We start from the raw sequence: 22,078 nt of genomic DNA, 5'->3' as shown, positions 1-22,078 counted from the left end.
CAGGCCGTGCATCACTGATCCAAGAAACTCCGCAGCTTTCTGCTCCGCGAGGGGTGCTTCAGTTTTCGTAGCGCCTTGGCCTCGATTTGGCGGATGCGTTCGCGGGTCACGCTGAATTGTTGTCCCACTTCCTCAAGCGTATGGTCGGTGTTCATCCCGATGCCGAAGCGCATCCGCAGCACGCGTTCTTCGCGCGGCGTGAGCGAGGCCAGAACGCGGGTTGTGGTTTCCTTCAGGTTTTCCTGAATGGCACTGTCCAACGGTAGCACGGCGTTCTTGTCTTCGATGAAATCGCCAAGCTGGCTGTCTTCTTCGTCCCCAATCGGGGTTTCCAAGGAAATAGGTTCCTTGGCGATTTTCATGACCTTGCGCACCTTTTCCAGTGGCATTTGCAGCTTTTCGGCCAATTCCTCGGGCGTGGGTTCGCGGCCGATTTCGTGCAGCATCTGGCGGCCCGTGCGCACCAGTTTGTTGATCGTCTCGATCATATGGACGGGGATGCGGATCGTGCGGGCCTGATCGGCGATGGATCGTGTGATCGCCTGCCTGATCCACCATGTCGCATAGGTCGAGAATTTATAGCCGCGGCGATATTCGAATTTATCCACCGCCTTCATCAGGCCGATATTGCCCTCTTGAATCAAGTCCAAGAATTGCAGGCCGCGATTGGTATATTTCTTGGCGATGGAGATCACGAGGCGCAAATTCGCCTCGACCATTTCTTTTTTCGCCTGACGCGCTTCTTTCTCGCCCTTTTGAACTTGGTTCACGATGCGGCGGAATTCGCTGATATCAAGGCCGACATATTGGCCAACTTGGGCCATATCGGCGCGCAAGTCTTCCACCTTATCACGGGAGCGTTCCATCAGGGCTTGCCACCCACGGCCAGGTTTTTCGGCCATGCGATCCACCCATGTGGGGTCAAGTTCATAGCCGCGATAGGCCTCGATGAATTCATGGCGATTGATGCGGGCCTGATCCGCCAGTTTCACCATGGCGCTGTCGATCGACATGATGCGGCGGTTGATGCCGTAAAGCTGGTCAATCAGCGCCTCGATACGGTTGTTGTGCAGGTGCAGTTCATTCACCAATTCCACAATCTCGCCGCGCAGTTTTTGATAGGTGGCCTCATCGCCCGAATCAAAGCTCGAATCTTCATTCAGCGTGGCCGAGATACGCTTGTCCTGCATTTCGGCCAAATAGATGTAATCATTGGCGATACGATCTAGGGTTTCCAAAACGCGAGGTTTAAGCGCGGCCTCCATCGCGGCCAAGCTCATATTGGCTTGATCGTCCTCGTCCTCGTCATCATCGCGGGCGATTGGGTTCCCATCCGCGTCCAATTCTGGCTCGTCACTCTGGTTCGATGCAGCGCTGCCGCTGTCGCGGTTGTCGCCATCCAAACCACCAACCACGGGCGCATCATCATCTTCTTCACCGATTGAGCGGCCAAATGTGGCGTCTAGGTCAATCACATCGCGCAGAAGAATATCTTCTTCTAGCAATTCGTCCCGCCAGATGGTGATCGCCTGAAAGGTCAGGGGGCTTTCGCAAAGCCCTGCGATCATGGTGTTGCGGCCCGCTTCAATGCGCTTGGCAATCGCAATTTCACCTTCACGCGAGAGCAATTCAACGCTGCCCATTTCGCGCAGATACATCCGCACAGGGTCATCTGTGCGATCCAGTTTTTCGGTCTCGCTGCTGGCCAAGGCCACTTCGCGCGAGGTGGAGGTTTCCACCAACTCACCGCCAGAGGATTTGTTTTCCTCTTCCTCGATCTCATCATCTTCGATGATATTCACGCCCATCTCAGACAGCATCGACATGACATCTTCGATCTGTTCAGAGGAGACCTGTTCAGGCGGCAAGACAGCGTTCAATTGATCATAGGTGATAAAGCCACGCGCGCGGGCCTCGGCGATCATTTTTTTGACGGCAGCTTGGCTCATATCTAGACCGATTTCGGTCTCTTCGCCTTCGGGTTTGCCGTCATCGCTGTCTTTGGCCATCGGCGATTATCCTTTTCGTTCAAGCTCGGCCAAGGTCGGCTGACGCTTGCACCTGAAATCATTGTAGTGCGAATCAGTGATTCGCAAAGCGGATTAACGTTTTTTCTTCTCCCACACGCGCTCCTCTATCAAGTGGCGCAGGCGGTTTGAATATGCAGATGTGTCTTCACTGGCATCCGCTTGGTCGTTTCTTTTCGGCTTTGTGGCTTGTTGTAACGTCTTTAAGGCCTGAGTTAAACGCCATGACAGGTGCGGATCGTCTTCGGTGCGATCCAACCCCTCAAGGGCTTCGGCCATTTCATGGTCGATCCCATGCCACGCGGCCAGTTTCGCGAATTCCTCCGTGAGGCAGTCTCGTGCTTTGTCTTCGGCGCCCTGCGATAAAATGGGCGGTGTAATGCGCACATGGCCCATTGAGAGCAGATTTTCAAGAAGGGGAGATAACCCAAAAGCCTCTAATTCTTGGTTAAGGCTTTCTTTGTCACGGCATCGCGTCCCCAAAAGATGCGCGCTCAGGCGGCGATATTCCTCCAGCTCAGGGTGCAGTCGGTCAAGCTGCGGCTCAAAATGATCGAGCAAGGCGGGGTAAAGACACAACAACGCCAAGATGACCGACCAACGCAGATCTTTTTCGCTAATTGCCCCTGAAGCGAGGGCCGAGGCACGGGTTTCCGCCAAAGGTTCGAGAGGGAAGTCAGGGCGCATAAACCCAGCCTTGCGGGGGCTGCGGGCTGTTTTAGGTGCTGCGGAACTCTGCCGTTTTTGGCGGAACAGCTGCCATTTGAGGTCTTTGAATGCTGTATCGTAGTGGTGGCGTAAATCAGGATCTTGGATCTGTGCCGTGGCGCGGCGCAAAGATTTGTCCAATTCGGCGCGCCGTTCGGGGCTGTCAAAAACACGGCCTTCGGTTTCGCGTTGCCACAAGAGGTTGACCAAGGGCTGCGCCCCGTCAATCAGGGTTTGCATTGCGCCGCGCCCTTTGGCACGGATCAGATCATCAGGGTCTTGGCCCTCAGGAAGGATGCAAAACCGCAGGGATTTTTGCGCACCCAACAAGGGCAGGGCCAAATCAATCAGGCGCATTGCGGCGCGTAAGCCCGCCTTATCCCCGTCAAGGGCGATGATCGGCTCGGGCGAAATGCGCCACATCAGTTGCAATTGATCGGCGGTGATGGCGGTGCCAAGCGGGGCCACCGCCGCCTCAAACCCTGCACGCCATAGCGCGATAACATCCATATAGCCTTCTGCCACGATCAAAGGCTGGCCCTTGCCTGCGGCTTCGCGGGCGGGGCCGTGATTGAACAAGGCGCGCCCCTTATCGAACAGAGGTGTCTCTCGACTGTTGAGATATTTGGCGCGCGCGTTCGGATCCATCGCGCGCCCACCAAAGCCGATGCAGCGCCCGCGCGGGTCACGGATGGGAAACATGATCCGATCTCGAAACGCATCATAGGGCGCGCCACCATCATCGGGTTTGCTGGCAATCCCTGCGGTGATGATATCCTCGGCAGCGATACCTTTGGCCTGCAATGCCTCAAAGGTCCCGCGCCGTGCTGATGGGGCAAAGCCGATTTCAAACCGTGCAAGCGTAGCTTCATCTAGGCCCCGCTTTTCAAGATAATCCCGCGCGTCACGGGCCGCAGAGGATTTCAACTGTAGCTTATAGAATTGCACCGCCGCCTCGGTGGCCTGTGCCAATTTCTCGCGCGCGTCTGATTTTTCCTGTGCGCGCGGATCTCGTTCTGGCATGGGCATCCCTGCCTCACGCGCAAGGATTTCAATCGCCTCTATGAAGCTGACATTTTCAGTATCTTTCACAAAGCCGATTGCATCGCCTTTGGCTTGACAGCCGAAACAATAATAAAACCCCTTGCGATCATCGACATGGAAAGATGCGGTTTTCTCTTGGTGAAAGGGGCAAGGGGCCCACATATCCCCCTTGGCCGCATTGGATTTGCGGTTGTCCCACATGACTTTGCGCCCGACCACCTGCGACAGCGAGATGCGGGTGCGCAATTCATCCAAAAATCCGGGCGGCAAACTCATGGGGCGAGTATCTGCGCGAACGCGGGCGCTGTCCAGATGCCGCCGTGCGATCCTCTGTGGAGAACCCTGTGGGCAAACTCATAGCGCGGCTGATCTGCGCGCGGCCACCCCTTGCATTGCATGGGTCAGTTCGGTCAGGGCCGATTGTGCCATGGATCGCATCACGAATATCTCGATGTGACCTTCGTCATCGGATGTCACAAATAGCGCATCAATATGGCCCAATAAACTGCGCGCAGAACGCCGTGGCCCGAAGGCGGTGGGGCGCAGGTCCAAAGGACAAAGCCGCGCCAAAACCTCGGCCAGATCAGGCCCCGTCAGCGTGAACCGCGCCAAAGCCCCGCTTTGATCTGCCAAAAGCGCGTAAGGTGCCAAGGGGGCAAGGGGGGCTGAAGCCCCCAAAAGAAGCGCATGATCTAACCCGTTCCAAATCAGCCGCAGTGTGTCGTTTGTGACGACCTCACTTGGCGCAGGAAATTTTAGGCCCAAATCAGATTTCAGGATCGTGTTCACCGCATCAAGGCAGTTTGGATGGGGCAAGAGTGCCGTGATGTTTTGGGGGGCATCAAGGCTGAGCTGCATCGCGCCATGAGAGATTTCACTGGGGCCCGTTACAACTGGGGCTAGGGAAAGATCAGTCACGCATCCGCCCTCCGTCAGGGTCAAAGAAGACAGGCGGGCAAATCTCGCAAAGGGTTTCTTGCCCGCGCAGATGATCAACCATTTTTACTTGATCCCCATGTCGTGCGCGCCCATCCACAAAGAAGCCAAGTGCGATTGGATGGCCCAAGGTTGGCGAGAAACAGGCCGAAGATACGTAGCCTTTTGAGGTTTCCCGACTGGGTTTTGCATCGGCCTCGAACAAATGCCCGCCTGCAAGAATTTTTGATTGGCCATCAACAGGGCGCAACCCGATTAATGTGGGACGCGCAGGGTCAAGCAAGCCTTCGCGCGCTGCCCCTGCACGGCCAATGAAATCACTTTTCTTCTTGGACAATAGCCCCGCCATGCCCAAGTCACCCGCGGTCACGCGGCCATTGATTTCGGCATGGGTGATAAAGCCCTTTTCAAGGCGCAAGACGTTGAGGGCCTCGACCCCATAGGGCCCGCCCCCCATCGCTTCGGCGCGGGTCAGAAGCGCGTCATAAAGGCTTGCACCATAGCCCACAGGAACCGCGATTTCATAGCCTTCCTCGCCTGAGAAAGAGATGCGGAAAATGCGGGCAGGCACGCCCAAAACATCTCGCGCGACCCATCCCATAAAGGGCAATTCATCGCGGCGCAGGTCTGTGGTCAGACCCGCCACAAGGTCAAACGCGTTTGGCCCTGCCACCGCAAATTGCGCCCAAGCCTCTGTTGTAGAGGTCAGGCTGAGTTTCCAATTAGGGCAAAAGACCTGCGCCACAAATTCCAGATGCGCCATGACCTCGGCTGCGGCGGCGGTGGTCGTGGTGATCACATAGTCATAGGGGCCTACGCGCGCGCAGGTTCCGTCATCCATGACAAACCCATCTTCGCGCAGCATCAAACCATAGCGCACACGCCCCTCTGGCAGGGTCGACATCATATTGCTGTAGACAAAATCAAGGAACCGCGCGGCATCAGGGCCTGACACGGCGATTTTGCCCAAAGTGGAAACATCGACAACACCGACCGCATTGCGCACATAGCCCACCTCGCGGTTGCAGGATTGCAGCCATGTTGTCTCGCCATTTTGTGGGAAATAGGATGCACGATACCACAGGCCCGTGGCCACCATCGGCGCCTTGCGGGCAACACTTGCTGCATGGCTGGTGGTCAAGCGTTCGGGTGCAAACCCTTTGCCTTGCGCGCCTGCGCCAATCGCACCAAGGGACACGGGCACAAAGGGCGGGCGATAGGTTGTCGTGCCAGTCTCGGAAATTCCACGACCCGTGGCATCTGCCAAAACCGCAATCGCGGTCGTGTTTGAACTGCGTCCTTGATCGGGCGCCATTCCTTGGGTCGTGTAGCGCTTCATATGTTCGACCGATTGATACCCTTCTTGCGCGGCAAGGCGGATATCTTTGGTGGTCACATCATTGGCAAAATCAATCCATGCCCGCTTTTTGCCAGAAACCACCCAATGGGGCCTCGCTGTCTCGCGCGAAGCGGGGGCGATTGGGCAGGGCGTATGAGGGGCTGTCAGGCCCAAGTCGGACAGGGCATTGATCGCCGCTGCAAACCCCGAGGTGAAACACTCGGCAGTGCTGAAATATCCTGCAGCACTGCCTGCGTAATGCAGGGCAGGAACCGCGCCCTCAGGGGCAAGAAAACAGGATTTCTCCGCGTTCCAAATTGCGCGGGCGCCCATATGGCAGGCAAGGTGAATATTGGGGTTCCATCCCCCAGACATTCCCAAAGCGCCAATGTCCATATCGGTGGTTTTCCCCGCGGCGTCACGAATGGTGATACCCGAGATGCGCTTGCGGCCGCGTGTCGCCACGACCTCCGCACCGCGATAAAGGGGATAATCGCCAAGCGCAGGTGCATCGCTGCGCGGATCGATGACAGCGGCAAGGGTTGCCCCCGCGGCCTGCAAGGCAAGCGCATCGCGATGTCCTTGATCCGTGCTGACAAACAGCGCGATTTTGCGCGCAGGCAAAACGCCGTAGCGATCAAGATAGGATCGCATAGCGCCTGCCATCATAATGGCGGGGCGGTCATTGTCTGCAAATGCAATGGGCCGTTCAACCGCGCCCGTGGCCAAAATCGCAGCGCGTGCGGTGATGCGCCAGAAACATTCGCGCGGCACAGTGCCACTTGGGGCGTGCTCAAGTCCCACGCGCTCGATCATGCCGTAGGTGCCACCATCATAGGCCCCCGTGACTGTGCAACGCGGCATGATCCGCACATTGGGCATTGCAGAAAGTTTGGCCGATATTTGCGCGAGCCAAGTTTGCGCAGGCATATCGTCAATTGCAGCATCCTCAAGCCAAAGCCTGCCGCCGAGTTCTGTGTTCTCGTCCACAAGGATCACATCCGCGCCCGCCTCGGCCGCGACAAGGGCGGCAGTCAGGCCCGAAGGGCCAGCGCCAATGACCAGAAGATCACAATGTCCAAAGGCCTTTTCAGATGGTTCTGCCTGCATCTCGCGGGACAAGCGGCCCAAACCTGCTGCGCGGCGGATCAGGGGTTCGTAAACCGCTTCCCAAAAGCGGCGCGGCCACATGAATGTTTTGTAGTAAAACCCCGCGCTTAAGAAGGGCGCGGCCAGATCATTCACCGCCAAAAGATCAAACCCAAGCGGCCCGAGATGGTTTTGACTGTTCGCAACAAGCCCCTCATAGAGGGATTGCATGGTGGCGCGTGTGTTCGGGATCGCGGCCCCATATGGCCCGCGTGACAGTTCAACCAAGCCGTTTGGATCATCCGAGCCTGCCGTCACGATCCCGCGAGGGCGGTGATATTTGAAACTACGTCCGACCAATGCGACATCATTGGCCAAAAGCGCAGAGGCAAGGCTATCGCCCTCGAACCCCTGATAGGTTTTGCCGTCAAAGGTGAAATTGAGCGGCTTGTCGCGATTGATCCGTCCTTTGCCCTCAACCCGCATGATCTTGTCCTCGATCACGTAGCAACTCTGCCCCTAGGATGGCGTGGCTGACTGTGTTTCGGGTGACAGATATCCACGCCCCGCAGCCATGCGCATGGCGCCAAATCTCAACGATTTGGCCCGGTTGATTGTCTCGCAAATGCAGATAGCTGTGCCACGCCGCCGCGCCCGCCTCAGCCGCAGGGCGATCTGCATAGGTGATATCGCCTTTGGGGCGAAATTCGCGGCCGTCTCTTTCGCCGCAAATGGGGCAGGGGATACGCATAACCGTCTCGATCTCTAATGCAAATTATGTTGGCTGCCGCGGCCTTCTTCATCCATGAGGCCCCGCCCCGTCTCAAATCGGTCAAGGCGATAGCGCTCGGCGCTTTGATGCGGCTGATCTGTGGCCATAAGATGCGCGAAGGCATACCCCGATCCGGGCACGGCCTTAAAGCCACCATAACACCACCCACAATTCAAATAGAGGCCCTCAATCGGGCTTTTGTCGATAATGGGGCTGCCATCCGAGGACATATCCATAATCCCCCCCCAAGAGCGCAGCATTTTGGCCTGTCCGATCATCGGCATGAGCGTCATCCCTGTTTCCACCACATGCTCTGCGGTGGGCAGGTTCCCGCGCGAGGCATAGGATGCATAAAAATCAAGGTCACCGCCAAAGACCAGTCCGCCCTTGTCAGACTGGCTGATATAGAAATGCCCCATGCCATAAGTGATCACATGGTCAATTGCGGGCTTTAGCCCTTCGGTGACAAAGGCCTGCAACACATGGCTCTCAATGGGCAAGCGCAGGCCTGCCATTGCGGCCACCTGAGAACTGCGTCCCGCCACCACAACGCCAATCTTGCGTGCGCTAATGGCACCCCGCGTGGTTTGGACACCCGTGACGCGGCCCTGATGCACATCAATCCCTGTGACTTCGCAATTCTGGATGAGGTCTACACCACGTTGATCCGCCGCGCGGGCATAGCCCCAAGCCACCGCATCATGCCGCGCTGTGCCGCCGCGTTTGTGGTAGAGCCCGCCAAAAATTGGGAAACGGGTTTGATCATAATCGAGATAGGGGATCATGCGCCGCAATTCATCGCGATCCAACAAGATCGCATCATCGCCTTGATTGATCATCGCATTCCCGCGCCGCGCAAAGGCATCACGTTGCCCGTCTGAGTGGAACAGGTTGATAATGCCGCGCTGGCTGTGCATGACATTGTAATTCAGGTCTTGCTCTAGCCCTTCCCATAGTTTCAGGGAATGGCTGTAAAATTGAGAATTGCCTTCAAGTAGGTAATTTGCGCGCACAATGGTGGTGTTGCGACCGATATTGCCACCGCCCAAATAGCCCTTCTCAAGCACGGCAATATTTGTGATGCCATGATTTTTGGCGAGGTAATAGGCGGTTGCCAGACCGTGGCCGCCACCGCCAATGATAATCATGTCATACTGCGCTTTTGGAGCAGGATCGCGCCACGCGCGCGTCCATGATTTTTGCCCTCGCAATCCTTCGCTGATCACACGAAGGCCTGAATAGCGCATCTGACCTCTCCCTTTGTCCCTAAGCTCACCCTAGGACAGCAGCGCAGAAGGGTTTCGTCAAGTTGCGACAAACTCAGGTATTTTGCCGACCATCTTGGATGAAATAATCAGGGGTTAATCGCGAGGGCGTAATGTTTTGCGCGGTCAAATATTGTGTGACGATGCTAGAAACTTCGGCCTCATCATTGGCGGTGCCTGCCGCAGAAAGAACCGCACGATCAATCGCGCTTTGCAATTTCGCCCGTTGAGATTCGAAGCGGATCACATCCATCGCCAAGCCGCCAAGGCTAACTATGACCATCGTCAACAGCACCACAAAGATCGTGACCGAGCCATGCTCGTCCCGCCAGAATCGGTTCGCGCCCAAACCATGGCGGCAAAGCTGTGCCGTTTTCGGTTTCCCCTGCATCATCCTCAATCCATTGACCTGACCCACCGCAGATTTGGCGGAGGCTTTCCTGTCATGTCCTCAAAGAGCGGCGAAAATGCGGCGATTACGGGAAGAGTTTACGAAGTTTTTTGCAATCTTCGTGGCAAGGCGTAGGGTTCGAAGTGTGACACAGATCACAAACCCTTTTTGAGTGTCATGATTTGGCAAAGTTTGGGTGCGATGAGGGGGGATATGTAAATTTAATCGCACCCGCGCCGTTTTGTTCGCTGTCTAAGGAAGGAACAGCTATGGCCAGCATCCCTGCAAATGAACCAAGTTTTCGTCAATCCGTTGAACTGATGTTCAACCGCGCGGCCGCGTTGATGGATCTCTCCCCCGGATTGGAGGAGAAAATTCGCGTTTGCAATTCCACCTATGTGGTGCGTTTTGGCGTTAAGCTACGCGGTGAAATTAAGACCTTTACGGGTTATCGCTCGGTGCATTCCGAGCATATGGAACCTGTAAAAGGTGGCATCCGCTATGCCCCCAATGTCAATCAAGATGAGGTTGAGGCCTTGGCGTCCCTGATGACGTTTAAATGTGCGCTTGTAGAGGCGCCATTTGGTGGCTCGAAGGGTGGTCTGTGCATTGACCCGCGCGAATGGGATGAAGATGAACTCGACCGCATCACCCGCCGCTTTGCCTATGAGTTGATCAAGCGTGATCTCATCAACCCCAGTCAAAACGTGCCCGCCCCAGATATGGGCACGGGCGAGCGTGAGATGGCGGTGATTGCAGATCAATATGCTCGCATGAACACAACCGACATTAATGCAAAGGCCTGCGTTACAGGGAAACCCATTCATGCGGGGGGGATTCAAGGCCGTATCGAGGCCACAGGGCGAGGCGTGCAATATGCCTTGCGGGAATTTTTTCGCCATCCAAAGGATATCAAGGCGGCCAATCTATCGGGCGACCTTGAGGGCAAGCGTATCATTGTGCAGGGCTTGGGCAATGTGGGCTATCATGCGGCGCTTTTTCTGAGTGATGAGGATGGCGCGAAGATTACCCATGTGATCGAGCGCGATGGCGCGGTTCATAATGATCAGGGGTTGGATATCGAAGCCTTGCGCGCACACATCGTTGCCACGGGCGGTGTGCGTAAATTCAAAGGCGGCACCTTCATCGAGGATGGCGCCTCTGCGCTTGAGGCTGAGTGCGATATCCTGATCCCTGCGGCGCTTGAAGGGGTGATCAACCTGTCCAATGCCGCGCGGATTAAAGCACCGCTCATCATTGAGGCGGCCAATGGCCCGATCACCGCTGGCGCGGATGATGTGCTGCGCGAAAAGGGCGTGGTGATTATTCCTGATCTTTACGCCAATGCGGGCGGCGTGACCGTGTCCTATTTCGAGTGGGTGAAGAACCTGTCACATATCCGATTTGGTCGGATGCAGCGCCGCCAAGAAGAAAGCCGCCATGAATTGATCGTAAATGAGCTGGAGCGGCTGTCGCGCGACACAGGCATTGGTTGGACGCTGTCGCCCGATTTTAAACAAAAATATCTGCGCGGCGCCGGAGAGTTGGAATTGGTGCGCTCTGGCCTCGATGATACGATGCGCACCGCCTATCAGGCGATGCGCGAGGTCTGGCACGATCGCAACGATGTGCCTGATCTGCGGATGGCGGGATTTTTGGTGTCCATTGCCCGTGTGGCGGCAAGCTATCGCGCAAAAGGGTTATGACCTCTTTCGGGGGCGGGTTCGCGCTTTAGGATTTCGCCCCCAAATCCCGCTCCGCCAATATGATTTTGATCAAATCAGCTACGGCCTTGGCTTCGCCTGCGGATGTGACGCCGCCAACGGCCACAGATTTCCCCCAACGCCGCCAAAGACCAGGGGCATAAACGCGACCCCCTTCCTCGGGTTTGTGCAAAAAGACGATAAAGCCCCCCGCGGGCTTCATCGCAAAAAACCCGCGATCCACGCTTTCGACATTGTCGATATGAAACAGCACGCGGCCATTCTCTTCGCGTAGGCATGCGCGGGTTAGGATCAATTTGTGCGATGAGGCTTCCCACAATTTATAGGTCATCCCCAATGACCCCACGCCAAACACAATCAACAGCAAGAGCCAGAAGAGATGTTGGGGCGGGTTTGTGGCCGCAATCATGATCAGAAGAAACCCTAGGCCACCCAAACAAAACACCGCAAAGCTGCGGCGGGCAATATTGGGGGCGATATAGCCGATAATCTCGTCTTGGGCGCGTTTCTTGGCCACGAAGCATTCCTTTCGCTGAAATCTGCCCCCCGCTCATACATGGAATATCGGCCCTCGCAAAGATGCACATCTTTTTGCGGATTTGTGCAGATTGTCATGGTGCGGGATGCGCCCTAGTTTCACTCACAACACGCTCCAAAGATCTTAAGGGGCATGAGAAGGAGAAAGCTTATGTCGATCCGTCCTGTTGTCGAAGCGCGCAGCGCAAAGCCCACGTTGGAAGGGGCAGGGGTGCATTTGCACCGTGCCTTTGGCTTTCAAGATCCAACCGAACTTGATCCGTTCTTGTTGTTTGACGATTTTCGCAACGAAGACCCCGCCTATTTCCAGAAAGGGTTCCCTTGGCACCCCCATCGTGGGATTGAGACAATCACCTATGTGCTGGCAGGCACGGTTGAGCATTCAGACAGCCTTGGCAATACTGGCAAATTGGGGGCAGGTTCGGTGCAATGGATGACCGCAGGGCGGGGCATCTTGCACCAAGAAATGCCGCTCGGAAACGCCAAAGGGCAAATGCATGGATTTCAGCTGTGGGGTAATCTGCCGTCATCTATGAAAATGACAGATCCGCGCTATCAAGATGTCGCCGCGCAAGAAATCCCAGAGGTGATTGATGACGATGGCACCCGCGTCAAAGTGATCGTTGGGGAGTTCTGGGGCAAGAAAGGCCCCGTGGAGGGCATCGCCGCTGATCCCCAATATTTGGACATTTCAATCCCTGCGGGCGTGAAGAAAACCTTCCGCATCGACACCTATCGCCGTGCCTTTGCCTATGTCTTCGAAGGTCAAGCCGCATTCGCGGATGCAAGCCAACCCACAGGCGTGCTTTTGGAAAAAGAGGTCATGGGGCAAGAGGTGAACATTCGTGATATGTCGGGCGATCGCACCTTGATCCGATTTGGCACAGGCGATGAGATCACTGTGCAGGCGGGGCCTGAAGGTGTGCGGTTCCTTCTGATTTCGGGTGCACCGATTGAGGAACCTGTCGCGTGGCATGGGCCAATTGTGATGAACACCCAAGACGAAATCCGCCAAGCCATTGCAGATTTGCGCAATGGCACCTTTGTGGCGCCCGCGCATTAAGTCACCTTTCCAAGGGGCGGGGGATCCCCTAAAAAGCGGCCTATGTTGAACATTGTCGAACATGGCACGCCGCAGGATCGCCCGCCTCTTTTAATCGCGCATGGTCTTTATGGATCAGCGCGCAATTGGGGTGTGATTGCGAAACGGGTCGAACGGCATTGCCTCACCGTTGATATGCGCAACCATGGCGCGAGTCCATGGTATGACAGTCACAGCTACCCTGATCTGGCCAATGATCTGGCCCAAGTGATCGAGGCGCATGGCGTCTGTGCCGATGTGGTTGGCCATTCGATGGGTGGCAAGGCGGTGATGATGCTGGCTCTGACGCGGCCCGATTTGATCCGCCGCGCCGTGATCGCGGATATTGCCCCAGTGACCTATGGCCATTCGCAACAACCGATGATTGACGCCATGCGCGCAATTGATCTCAACGCGGTTGCGACACGCGGGGATGCAGATCGCCAATTGCAGGCCCATGTGGACGATGCGGGGGTGCGCGCGTTTTTGCTGCAATCGCTAGATGTTAAGGCACAGGCGTGGCGTTTAAATTTGGACGTTCTCTCGCGCGAAATGGCGAAGATCACAGGTTGGCCTGAAGGGGATTTCACCCCCTTTGCGGGGGATATCTTGTTCCTGTCGGGCGGGCGTTCCGATTATGTCCGTCCCGAGCATCGCCCCGCCATTAAGGCGCTATTTCCCAATGCGAAATTCGCAAAAATTCCGCAAGCGGGGCATTGGCTGCATGCTGACGCCCCGCGGGAATTTGTGGAAAGCCTCAAGGTGTTCTTGGGCTAACCTGCGCGTTTCATGCGCTGCATGATATTGGTCTTCCAGATAAATTGATGCACCAAGACCGCGCCCACATGCACCAACACCAACAGCATGAGAAGCGACTTGAGAACCTCATGCACCTCGGCGCTCGCCTCAATCTGACCGCCCCATGCCAGCATCCCCGTGACTGGCAAGGCCAGCATCAGCGCATAAAAGGCCCAATGGGCGAGATGCGACAGCCGCGCGAAAATCGCGGGCTCTTCTGCGGGGGCATCAGGCGCGCCGCGCCGCAGGCGCAGAACAAGCCGCCAGATCACCAAAAGCAGCACCAAAATCCCAGGAATGGCGTGGCTCGCCCATCCCAAGGATTGCGCGTAAACGCCTGTTTCAAGCGCCTGCTCATAGGCCTCTTCAATGCCTTCGTGGTAGACGAATTGATAAATGATGAGGGCGGCTATGCCCCAATGCAGCGCAATCTGCGTGCCGCTATAGCCCAGTGGTTTTGACATCTCTTTTCCGTTCCTATCAGGTTAATGCCTTAATACGCCCCGCTATGATCCACGCGGCGGGCAAGGCAATGACCGCACCACCCCCTGCGGCAATGGCAATCGGCTGCCACCCGTCAAGACCTGCGGCCAACACAGCTGTTACGCCAATCCCCGCCAAAGCTGTCGCGGCCAATGTAAATATGAGGAAAAACAAGCGCATGATATGATCCTTTTGGTTCGTTCTGCACGTTTCCTAAAAGGGATCATTGCCGTAACGATCTGCCGCGCCTTGATTTAGATCAGGTTTGACGCGCCCAAAAGCGCCGACCGCCTGCAGGCCCCTACTGCCCCCACAAAGCGGTCGGTTACTTTGGCAAACTCACTACACCCCAGCACACCCGCGCAATTCGCTGGCCACGATTGACGCATGTCAGGAGGTGACACGACTTGTGGGGGATGTGTCAAGAGCGCAGACGCGAGAGAGGCGGGCATATCTGCCTCCCCGCACCCTCAATCATCCATCTTCAACGCATTGATGAAGGCGCTTTGCGGGATTTCGACCTTGCCGAATTGGCGCATCTTCTTCTTGCCCGCTTTCTGCTTATCCAAGAGTTTCCGCTTGCGGGTAGCATCCCCGCCATAACATTTTGCGGTCACGTCCTTGCGCAGCGCGGCCAAGGTTTCGCGTGCGATGATGCGCCCGCCAATCGCGGCTTGGATCGGGATTTTGAACATATGGCGCGGGATCAGGTCTTTGAGCTTTTCGCACATCATACGGCCCCGCTGTTCGGCGCGGTCCCGATGCACCATGGTTGATAGGGCATCAACTGGCTCATCATTCACCAGAATTTGCATTTTGACCAAGTAATCTTGCTGATAGCCCGTCATCTGATAGTCAAAGCTGGCATAGCCCTTGGTCACCGATTTGAGGCGGTCATAGAAGTCAAACACAACTTCATTCAGCGGCAAATCATAGACCACCATCGCGCGGTTGCCCGCATAGGTGAGGTCAAGCTGCACCCCGCGGCGGTCTTGGCAGAGTTTCAGCACATCGCCCAAGAAATCATCAGGCACAAGGATCGTGGCCTTGATCCGCGGCTCTTCGATATGATCCACATAGGTCAGGTCGGGCATATCGGCGGGATTGTGCAATTCCACCATCGACCCATCCCGCATATGCACATGATAAATCACCGAAGGTGCGGTGGTGATAAGGTCGATATCATATTCACGTTCAAGGCGGTCGCGGATGACCTCAAGGTGCAAAAGACCCAAGAACCCGCAGCGGAAGCCGAACCCAAGCGCGGCTGAGGTTTCCATCTCATAGGTAAAGCTTGCGTCATTGAGGGCCAATTTCTCAATCGCATCGCGCAGGTCTTCGAAATCATTGGCATCCACAGGGAAAAGGCCGCAGAACACCACAGGGATCGAGGGCTTGAACCCTGGAAGCGCTGCAGAACAGCCGCCCTTATCATGGGTGATGGTGTCGCCGACACGGGTGTCGCGCACCTGTTTGATGGAGGCGGTCAGAAACCCGATTTCGCCTGGCCCGAGTTCTGCAATATTCTCCATCTGGGGGCGGAACACGCCGAGGCGGTCAATTTGATACAGCCCGCCGGTTTTCATCATACGGACGCGGTCGCCCTTTTTGATCTTGCCATCCACCACGCGGATCAGAACAACCACGCCGAGATACGGGTCATAATAGCTGTCGATCAGCATGGCCTTGAGCGGTGCATTCGCGTCACCTGTGGGTGCAGGCAGGCGGGTGACGATTGCCTCTAGAACGTCTGGGATGCCCAAACCCGTTTTCGCGGAAATCATGACCGCGTCTGAGGCATCAATCCCGATCACATCTTCGATCTGTTCGCAGACCCGCTCAGGTTCGGCGGCGGGCAGGTCAATCTTATTGAGAACGGGGACAATCTCATGATCCGCTTCAATCGCCTGATACACATTGGCCAAGGTCTGCGCTTCAACCCCTTGGCTGGCATCCACAACCAAAAGCGACCCTTCCACCGCCCGCATCGAGCGGCTGACCTCATAGGCGAAATCGACATGGCCAGGCGTGTCGATCAGGTTCAGCACATAGGTCTGGCCGTCCTTGGCGGGGTATTCGATCCGCACAGTATTGGCCTTGATGGTGATCCCACGTTCGCGCTCGATATCCATCGCGTCAAGCAATTGCTCTTTCATATCCCGCTCGGCCACTGTGCCTGTCAATTGAATCAGGCGATCCGCCAAGGTGGATTTGCCGTGGTCAATATGCGCCACGATGGAGAAGTTACGAATGCGAGAAAGCTCGGTCATGTTGGCCCTAGGCTATGCGTGCAGTAACCGGTCAGATAGCGCAAGGCGGGCCAATAGGAAAGAGGGCTCAGATGATAAACCCGCGCAAGCACATGCCCTGCCTGCGCGGGTTTGCGGGATCAGTTGTTATGGCCTTCGCCCATCGACCCGTGGCCGCTCATGGAATGGCCTTCGGGCATACGATCAAGATCAACGGGAATGGTCACTGTCAGCGGGCTTGCCGTCTCGAAGGTGAACGTCACTTCGATCTCAGCACCATTTTCCATCGGTGCATTCAGCCCCATGAACATCACATGCTTGCCTCCGCGCTCCAAGAAAATGGTCTCTCCTGCTGCAATGGGAAACCCCTCTTCAACATGCACCATGCGCATCACCCCATCCCCATCGGCGATATGAGTGTGTAGTTCGACCTTGGCCGCCGCATCTGATGTCACGCCCGTGATGACGTCATCTTGGCCCGTGTCGTTGGTGATCTGCATAAAGGCCGCACCTGTGGGGGCCGAAGGGCCTGTGCTGCGGGCATAGGCATCGCTGACGACCATATCGGCCAACGCGAAAGAGGGCAGCGCGCAGAGGGCTGCCGCGAGGAAAAACTGTTTTTTCATTTTGGATATCTCCATCCAGATCTGTGTTGAAATTCAAATAGGGTTGAACTCACAGAAGGAGGGGGGTGCGCGGGCCTGTTTGTGGCGGGGGAGAGAGGCCCCAATTAGGGTGGGGGCTTCGCGTGTCTGGTCAAATTTATGATAGCTTGCATTCGCCTGCCAAGCGGGGCTGAAGATCAACGGGGCAGCATGGGCCAGATGGCAATCAAGGCAGGCGTGTTTATGCGCGACAGGCGCCCCGTCTTGATCCAGAAGTGGCAAGCCCTGCGCATCGGTGACGATCCAGACCTGCTCGGCCCCGAGGCACAATGTGGTTAATTCGCCCCAAACCATTTGACCGCGCGCCATGGCCTGGGCGCTGCTCGTTAGCAGCATCAGCGCAATCAGCGCTGTCATCAGCCAATTGGAAGCCTTGCGTGTCATGGCGCCCATCAAAACCACAAAAAATAATGTCTGGCCCTGCGCGATGGTGTCGCGTTGCCGCATAAAACGAAACACCCCGCAACCAAGGGTCGGGGGCGTTTCTTGCAGCATCCTCACCCGCGAAGGTCAGGATCTCGATCAGCGGTGATTAGGCTTGCGCAGCTTGCGCTTTGGCAATCTCGCGCTTGATCTTCAAGGCGCGGGGCGACAAGACGTCATCCTTCGCGCGCAGAAGCACAGCATCCAAACCGCCGCGCGCATCTACGGTGCGCAAAGCAGAGTTGGAAACACGCAGTTTGAAGCTGCGATCAAGAATTTCAGAGCCCAAATTCACTTCCGTCAGGTTTGGCAGGAAGCGGCGCTTGGTTTTGTTGTTGGCATGGCTGACATTGTTGCCAGACATTGGCCCCTTGCCAGTCAATTCGCAGACGCGTGACATTGGATCATCCTCGTCATAAGAACGGTGTATAACTATAGAAGGGCGCGGAAGGCTCCACGCCCCTTAATCTCGCGAGGGGATACGGGCCTTCGCCGCAGGTGTCAAGCGATTCATCGGCAAGATTTCTGCTTCCGTCCGAGCTCTTGGAAAGCGCAGTTTTGTCGCAAAATGCAGTAGTTTGAACCTGCCTCTACCCAATCACTATTGATTCCCCTAGACTGGCTGTGGATAACTAACATCCAGATGCAGGATATTGAGCAGGGATAAGGAACCACCATGCGTTGCCCCTTTTGCGGAAATGTTGACACCCAAGTCAAAGACAGCCGCCCCGCCGAAGACCATGTCGCCATTCGCCGTCGTAGGCTCTGCCCAGGCTGTGGGGGACGGTTCACCACTTATGAAAGGGTGCAACTGCGCGATTTGGTGGTCGTGAAAACCAATGGTAAGCGCGAAGATTTCGACCGCGATAAGCTTGAACGCTCCATTCGTATTTCTATGCAGAAGCGTCCGGTCGAGCCTGAGCGGATTGATCAAATGATCTCTGGCATTGTGCGGCGTTTGGAAAGCATCGGCGACACGGATATTCCATCGAAAACTATCGGTGAGATCGTGATGGAAAGCCTCGCGCGGATTGATACAGTCGCCTATGTGCGCTTTGCGAGCGTGTATAAGAATTTCCAAGCTGCAGATGATTTCGAAGATTTCGTTGCTGAATTGCGCCCGCCGATCCCCCCTGAGGGGTGAGCCGCAATGAAAGCGGCATCGCAGGAAGAAGATTTACGCTTCATGCGGGCCGCGCTGACACTCGGACAGCGCGGGCAAGGTCGCACTTGGCCAAACCCTGCTGTTGGCTGTGTGGTTGTTAAAGATGGCGTGATCATCGGGCGGGGCGTGACCGCACCTTCGGGCCGGCCACATGCTGAAACGCAAGCCTTGGCACAAGCGGGGGAGGGCGCGCGGGGGGCGACTGCCTATGTTACGCTTGAGCCTTGCAATCATCACGGCGAAACCCCGCCTTGCAGCATGGCCTTGATCGAGGCAGGGGTGGCCCGTGTGGTTATTGCCCAGACTGATCCCGACCCGCGCACCGCAGGGCAGGGAATCGCGCGGCTGCGTGACGCGGGTATATCTGTGACGACCGATATTGCCGCGCCCGAAGCTGCGCAGGCCCATGCAGGGTTTTTCATGCGTGTGACACGCGGCAGGCCCTTGGTGCATTTGAAACTGGCAACAACGCTTGATGGCCGCATCGCAACGGCCAGTGGCGAAAGCCGCTGGATCACGGGCACTGAGGCGCGGCGTATGACCCATGTCATGCGTGGCTTCCATGATGCCGTGATGATCGGTGCCGCCACTGCGCGGGCTGATGACCCTGACCTTACCTTGCGCGATATTGGCAGCCCGCATCAGCCCTTGCGCGTCATCCTTTCGCGCAGGTTAGATTTGCCGCGTGGGGGGCGTTTGCAAGCCTCTATAGCGAAGGCGCCGCTTTGGCTTGTCCATGGCCAAGACGCCCCGCATGAGGCCTGTGCCTATTGGGGCGAGGCAGGGGCGCATTTGATCCCGCTTGCCCAGTCCCAAGGGGGGCATCTTGAGTTGAACGCCGCATTGCAGGCGTTGGGGGATGCAGGTCTGACCTCTGTTTTCTGCGAGGGCGGGGGGGCTTTGGCCGCAGGTCTGTTATCGGCGGATTTGGTGGATCGTCTCAGTGTATTTTCCGCAGGCAGCCTGATCGGTGCCGAGGGGAAGCCCGCGCTTGGCGCTTTGGGGATTTCCGAACTTGCCGCTGCACCACGGTTCTCGCGCCTTACGCACCGTGCGGTTGGGGCGGATATTCTCAGCCAATGGTCGCGCGTCTAAAACGCCTTGCGTAGACGATTTAGGCGATCCATTGCCGCCAAAATGCCTGATCGCCGCGATTAAACCCGATGCGATGACATATTGCGCCCGCCGCGGTCAATTGCTGCGCAAGTTCCGAAAAAAAGGGCCCGTGAGGCCCCTGAAGAAAAAGAAACTTGCGCTGCATCGTCACCTTTTACACGCCGAAGGGGAGGGGCGCGCAAAGCGCGCATTGGGGAATAGAGAATGGCACCGCCCGTGCCGAGCCTTATTATTGTGAGGATGCTTGGGCACATCCCACGAAAATCGTGCGCTTAGATGGTGGTTGCAGTAGGGCTAAATTGTGGCACAAATTTGGCGCAGCTTTTGGGGCACGCTCTTGCCCTAAGGCAGGGGCGGCGCTAGGCAGAGGGACAAAGAGGGTCTCAAAGGAAAGGCGGGCCGATGTTCACTGGCATCATCACAGATATCGGAACGGTCACGGCATTAGAGCCGCGCGGGGATTTGCGCGCGCGCATTTCTACACATTATGACACGACACGCATTGATATCGGCGCTTCGATTTCCTGTGACGGCGTTTGTTTGACGGTTGTGTCATTGGGTGAGGATTGGTTCGCGGTCGATATCTCGGCCGAGACCGTGTCGAAAACCACGATTTCGGACTGGGTCGAGGGGCATCACATCAACCTTGAGCGGGCCTTGCGCTTGGGTGATGAGATGGGGGGGCATATCGTTTCGGGCCATGTGGATGGCGTGGCTGAATTGATTGAAATGTATGACGAAGGCCAATCCACCCGCATGCGGTTTCGCGCACCACGCGATTTGGCGGGATTTATCGCGCCAAAAGGATCGGTCGCGCTGAATGGCACCTCTTTGACCGTGAACGAAGTGGAAGGCGATGTTTTCGGCGTGAATGTGATCCCCCACACGAAATCCGTCACTACCTGGGGGGCAATGGCGGTGGGCGCGTGCCTGAATATCGAGATTGATATGCTCGCGCGCTATGTCGCCCGATTGCAGGATTGGAAAGGTTAACACCTCTCTGCGTTGACGCGCCGCGCGAAGCATCTTAGATGCGGCGCGACTTATGACAGATGATGCGCGCTTGAGATGCCGCGCCCCAAGGATTGATACAAGCCCGATGAGCACCCCGTCAGATGACACCCCCAGCCGAGAGACTGCCCCACAAAATGCGCGGCAGATGAAATCGGCAGCCCGTCTATACGCGGTGCAAGCCCTCTTCCAGATGGAGCATTCTGGCCAAAGCGTGGACGCTGTGCGCCGCGAATTCGAGGCGCATCGCTTTGGTGCGGTTCTGGATGGCGAAGAAATGGCTGAGGGCAATATCGACCTTTTCACCCAGCTTCTTGAGGATGCTGTGGCGCGTCAGGCCAAGATTGACCAAATGACTGATCGCGCCTTGGTTGCAAAATGGCCGATTGACCGCATTGATCCCACCTTGCGCGCTTTGTTTCGCGCGGCTGGGGCGGAATTGGTTGGGTCTGATACACCGCCTAAGGTCATCATCACCGAGTTTGTTGATATTGCGCGGGCGTTCTTTCCCGAAGGGCGCGAACCAAAATTCGTGAACGCCGTTCTAGATCATATTGCCCGCGAAGCACGCCCCGAAGCCTTTTAACCGCCAAAGCCATGCGGCCGATCTGTCGCAGGAATCGCAGTTGCACTGGCGTTTCTTTGCGCTAACCTCTTTTTAGGGTTTCCCAAATTATCCTGCAAAGGGAGGTGCGAGATGCCAGAACATATCCGTTTCATTCTACGCCACGCGGCCATTGGTGCCGTGATTGCCTTTGCCTTTGTTGCGATGCTGTTGGGGTTCAACCTTGCCAATCTGCGTCATTTGGTTCTGAACAGCGCCGATGGGGTTCTTGCCGTTGTGATGCTTTATATCTTTTGCACCATCACCTTCGGTTCGGCGCAAATCGGGTATCGCATTATGACCCTATCCGATGATGACAAAGGCGATAAGGGTCGCCGTGATCGGGCCTTTACACCCGAGATGCAGCCAATTCCCGTTCGTATCCGTGAGGATAAGCGCGGCTGATTTTACGGCTGAGGTGACGGAACCGCATCCACCGTAGAGGCGTAATTCCCGAGAGCCTGCATATACAGGTGGGTGCCAGGTAACGCGACCAGGGCCGTGACAGAGCCAGCTCCCTCGGAAATGATTAAGGCCACCGGAATGTTGCCACAGATACGAATGGCGCAGAACCGTCACCGCATCTCTTAGGTCTTTCCGTGGCTTTCGACAAGTGGGGCAGGATCAACCCAAGCCTTGCTTTTGTTCCGT

The 22,078-nt window shown here is 56.5% G+C and carries 22 protein-coding genes, 1 other RNA gene and 1 pseudogene; 8 read left to right on the top strand and 16 right to left on the bottom strand.

What is annotated here, in order from left to right; translation table 11 throughout:
* Positions 1 to 11: 11 nt before the first annotated feature.
* The 7 genes from rpoD to AAC620_RS08945 form a co-directional block, all read right to left on the bottom strand.
* Positions 12 to 2,009, bottom strand: a complete 1,998-nt coding sequence (gene rpoD, locus AAC620_RS08975) for an RNA polymerase sigma factor RpoD (RefSeq protein ID WP_340244394.1) — start codon at positions 2,007 to 2,009, stop codon at positions 12 to 14.
* Between the two features lie 93 nt (positions 2,010 to 2,102).
* Positions 2,103 to 4,055, bottom strand: a complete 1,953-nt coding sequence (gene dnaG / locus AAC620_RS08970) for a DNA primase (protein ID WP_340244392.1) — start codon at positions 4,053 to 4,055, stop codon at positions 2,103 to 2,105.
* A 78-nt stretch (positions 4,056 to 4,133) separates the two neighbouring features.
* Complete coding sequence (locus tag AAC620_RS08965; protein ID WP_340244391.1) at positions 4,134 to 4,697, bottom strand: sarcosine oxidase subunit gamma; 564 nt, start codon at positions 4,695 to 4,697, stop codon at positions 4,134 to 4,136.
* Positions 4,690 to 7,629 (bottom strand): sarcosine oxidase subunit alpha family protein, encoded by a 2,940-nt coding sequence (locus AAC620_RS08960; protein ID WP_340244649.1) that lies wholly within the window; start codon positions 7,627 to 7,629, stop codon positions 4,690 to 4,692. The genes AAC620_RS08965 and AAC620_RS08960 overlap by 8 nt, the downstream gene beginning before the upstream one ends.
* Complete coding sequence (locus tag AAC620_RS08955; RefSeq protein WP_340244390.1) at positions 7,619 to 7,894, bottom strand: sarcosine oxidase subunit delta; 276 nt, start codon at positions 7,892 to 7,894, stop codon at positions 7,619 to 7,621. Before AAC620_RS08955 ends, AAC620_RS08960 begins: the two co-directional genes overlap by 11 nt.
* A gap of 14 nt (positions 7,895 to 7,908) precedes the next feature.
* Positions 7,909 to 9,162, bottom strand: a complete 1,254-nt coding sequence (locus AAC620_RS08950; protein WP_340244389.1) for a sarcosine oxidase subunit beta family protein — start codon at positions 9,160 to 9,162, stop codon at positions 7,909 to 7,911.
* Positions 9,163 to 9,235: 73 nt separating this feature from the next.
* Entirely contained in the window at positions 9,236 to 9,571 is a 336-nt protein-coding gene (locus AAC620_RS08945; protein ID WP_340244388.1) for a TadE/TadG family type IV pilus assembly protein, read from the bottom strand.
* Between the two features lie 269 nt (positions 9,572 to 9,840).
* On the opposite strand from AAC620_RS08945, the gene AAC620_RS08940 reads away from it, so the two are divergent.
* Positions 9,841 to 11,277 (top strand): Glu/Leu/Phe/Val family dehydrogenase, encoded by a 1,437-nt coding sequence (locus AAC620_RS08940; RefSeq protein ID WP_340244387.1) that lies wholly within the window; start codon positions 9,841 to 9,843, stop codon positions 11,275 to 11,277.
* Between the two features lie 25 nt (positions 11,278 to 11,302).
* On the opposite strand, the gene AAC620_RS08935 is transcribed toward AAC620_RS08940, so the two are convergent.
* The gene (locus AAC620_RS08935) at positions 11,303 to 11,812 is read right to left on the bottom strand and encodes a hypothetical protein (protein WP_340244386.1); all 510 of its coding nucleotides are present in this window, start codon (positions 11,810 to 11,812) and stop codon (positions 11,303 to 11,305) included.
* A 171-nt stretch (positions 11,813 to 11,983) separates the two neighbouring features.
* On the opposite strand from AAC620_RS08935, the gene AAC620_RS08930 reads away from it, so the two are divergent.
* Together AAC620_RS08930 and AAC620_RS08925 are read left to right on the top strand one after the other, a co-directional pair.
* Positions 11,984 to 12,895 carry a pirin family protein gene (locus AAC620_RS08930; RefSeq protein ID WP_340244385.1) on the top strand — a complete coding sequence of 304 codons (912 nt, stop codon included), beginning with the start codon at positions 11,984 to 11,986 and terminating at the stop codon, positions 12,893 to 12,895.
* 42 nt (positions 12,896 to 12,937) lie between these two features.
* Positions 12,938 to 13,690 carry an alpha/beta fold hydrolase gene (locus AAC620_RS08925; protein WP_340244384.1) on the top strand — a complete coding sequence of 251 codons (753 nt, stop codon included), beginning with the start codon at positions 12,938 to 12,940 and terminating at the stop codon, positions 13,688 to 13,690.
* Here the strand turns inward: AAC620_RS08925 and AAC620_RS08920 are convergent.
* From AAC620_RS08920 to rpmB, 6 genes are all read right to left on the bottom strand, one after another.
* On the bottom strand, positions 13,687 to 14,175 hold the full coding sequence (locus tag AAC620_RS08920) for a cytochrome b (protein ID WP_340244383.1): 489 nt from the start codon (positions 14,173 to 14,175) through the stop codon (positions 13,687 to 13,689). The two genes, AAC620_RS08925 and AAC620_RS08920, sit on opposite strands and share 4 nt — an antisense overlap.
* 16 nt (positions 14,176 to 14,191) lie before the next feature.
* Entirely contained in the window at positions 14,192 to 14,374 is a 183-nt protein-coding gene (locus AAC620_RS08915; RefSeq protein WP_340244382.1) for a CTP synthetase, read from the bottom strand.
* Between the two features lie 290 nt (positions 14,375 to 14,664).
* A complete protein-coding gene (gene lepA, locus AAC620_RS08910; protein ID WP_340244380.1) occupies positions 14,665 to 16,464 on the bottom strand; it encodes a translation elongation factor 4 in 1,800 nt (599 codons plus the stop codon).
* Between the two features lie 119 nt (positions 16,465 to 16,583).
* On the bottom strand, positions 16,584 to 17,069 hold the full coding sequence (locus tag AAC620_RS08905) for a copper chaperone PCu(A)C (protein WP_317655570.1): 486 nt from the start codon (positions 17,067 to 17,069) through the stop codon (positions 16,584 to 16,586).
* Positions 17,070 to 17,102: 33 nt separating this feature from the next.
* On the bottom strand, positions 17,103 to 17,555 hold the full coding sequence (locus AAC620_RS08900; protein ID WP_340244377.1) for a hypothetical protein: 453 nt from the start codon (positions 17,553 to 17,555) through the stop codon (positions 17,103 to 17,105).
* Positions 17,556 to 17,640: 85 nt separating this feature from the next.
* The gene (rpmB, locus tag AAC620_RS08895) at positions 17,641 to 17,931 is read right to left on the bottom strand and encodes a 50S ribosomal protein L28 (protein ID WP_317655567.1); all 291 of its coding nucleotides are present in this window, start codon (positions 17,929 to 17,931) and stop codon (positions 17,641 to 17,643) included.
* Positions 17,932 to 18,207: 276 nt separating this feature from the next.
* Between rpmB and nrdR the strand changes: the two genes are divergently transcribed.
* Together nrdR and ribD are read left to right on the top strand one after the other, a co-directional pair.
* Entirely contained in the window at positions 18,208 to 18,675 is a 468-nt protein-coding gene (nrdR, locus tag AAC620_RS08890) for a transcriptional regulator NrdR (protein WP_317655566.1), read from the top strand.
* Positions 18,676 to 18,681: 6 nt separating this feature from the next.
* A complete protein-coding gene (gene ribD / locus AAC620_RS08885; RefSeq protein WP_340244375.1) occupies positions 18,682 to 19,791 on the top strand; it encodes a bifunctional diaminohydroxyphosphoribosylaminopyrimidine deaminase/5-amino-6-(5-phosphoribosylamino)uracil reductase RibD in 1,110 nt (369 codons plus the stop codon).
* A gap of 34 nt (positions 19,792 to 19,825) precedes the next feature.
* On the opposite strand, the pseudogene AAC620_RS08880 reads toward ribD, so the two are convergent.
* Positions 19,826 to 19,957: pseudogene (locus AAC620_RS08880) on the bottom strand (capsule biosynthesis protein CapA); the annotation flags it as partial.
* 257 nt (positions 19,958 to 20,214) lie between these two features.
* On the opposite strand from AAC620_RS08880, the gene AAC620_RS08875 reads away from it, so the two are divergent.
* The 3 genes from AAC620_RS08875 to AAC620_RS08865 all read left to right on the top strand — a co-directional run bounded on the left by AAC620_RS08875 (position 20,215) and on the right by AAC620_RS08865 (position 21,832).
* Entirely contained in the window at positions 20,215 to 20,805 is a 591-nt protein-coding gene (locus AAC620_RS08875; RefSeq protein WP_340244374.1) for a riboflavin synthase, read from the top strand.
* A 106-nt stretch (positions 20,806 to 20,911) separates the two neighbouring features.
* On the top strand, positions 20,912 to 21,409 hold the full coding sequence (nusB, locus tag AAC620_RS08870; protein WP_317655558.1) for a transcription antitermination factor NusB: 498 nt from the start codon (positions 20,912 to 20,914) through the stop codon (positions 21,407 to 21,409).
* Positions 21,410 to 21,520: 111 nt separating this feature from the next.
* Positions 21,521 to 21,832, top strand: a complete 312-nt coding sequence (locus AAC620_RS08865) for a hypothetical protein (protein ID WP_340244373.1) — start codon at positions 21,521 to 21,523, stop codon at positions 21,830 to 21,832.
* A gap of 15 nt (positions 21,833 to 21,847) precedes the next feature.
* Here AAC620_RS08865 and ssrS read toward each other — a convergent pair.
* Positions 21,848 to 22,003, bottom strand: a non-coding RNA gene (ssrS, locus tag AAC620_RS08860) — 6S RNA.
* Between the last annotated feature and the right edge of the window lie 75 nt (positions 22,004 to 22,078).

Origin of the sequence: Roseobacter sp. HKCCA2468 (assembly GCF_037805105.1) — a bacterium.
Lineage (GTDB): Bacteria > Pseudomonadota > Alphaproteobacteria > Rhodobacterales > Rhodobacteraceae > M30B80.
This window is presented reverse-complemented; position numbering and strand designations above follow the sequence as displayed.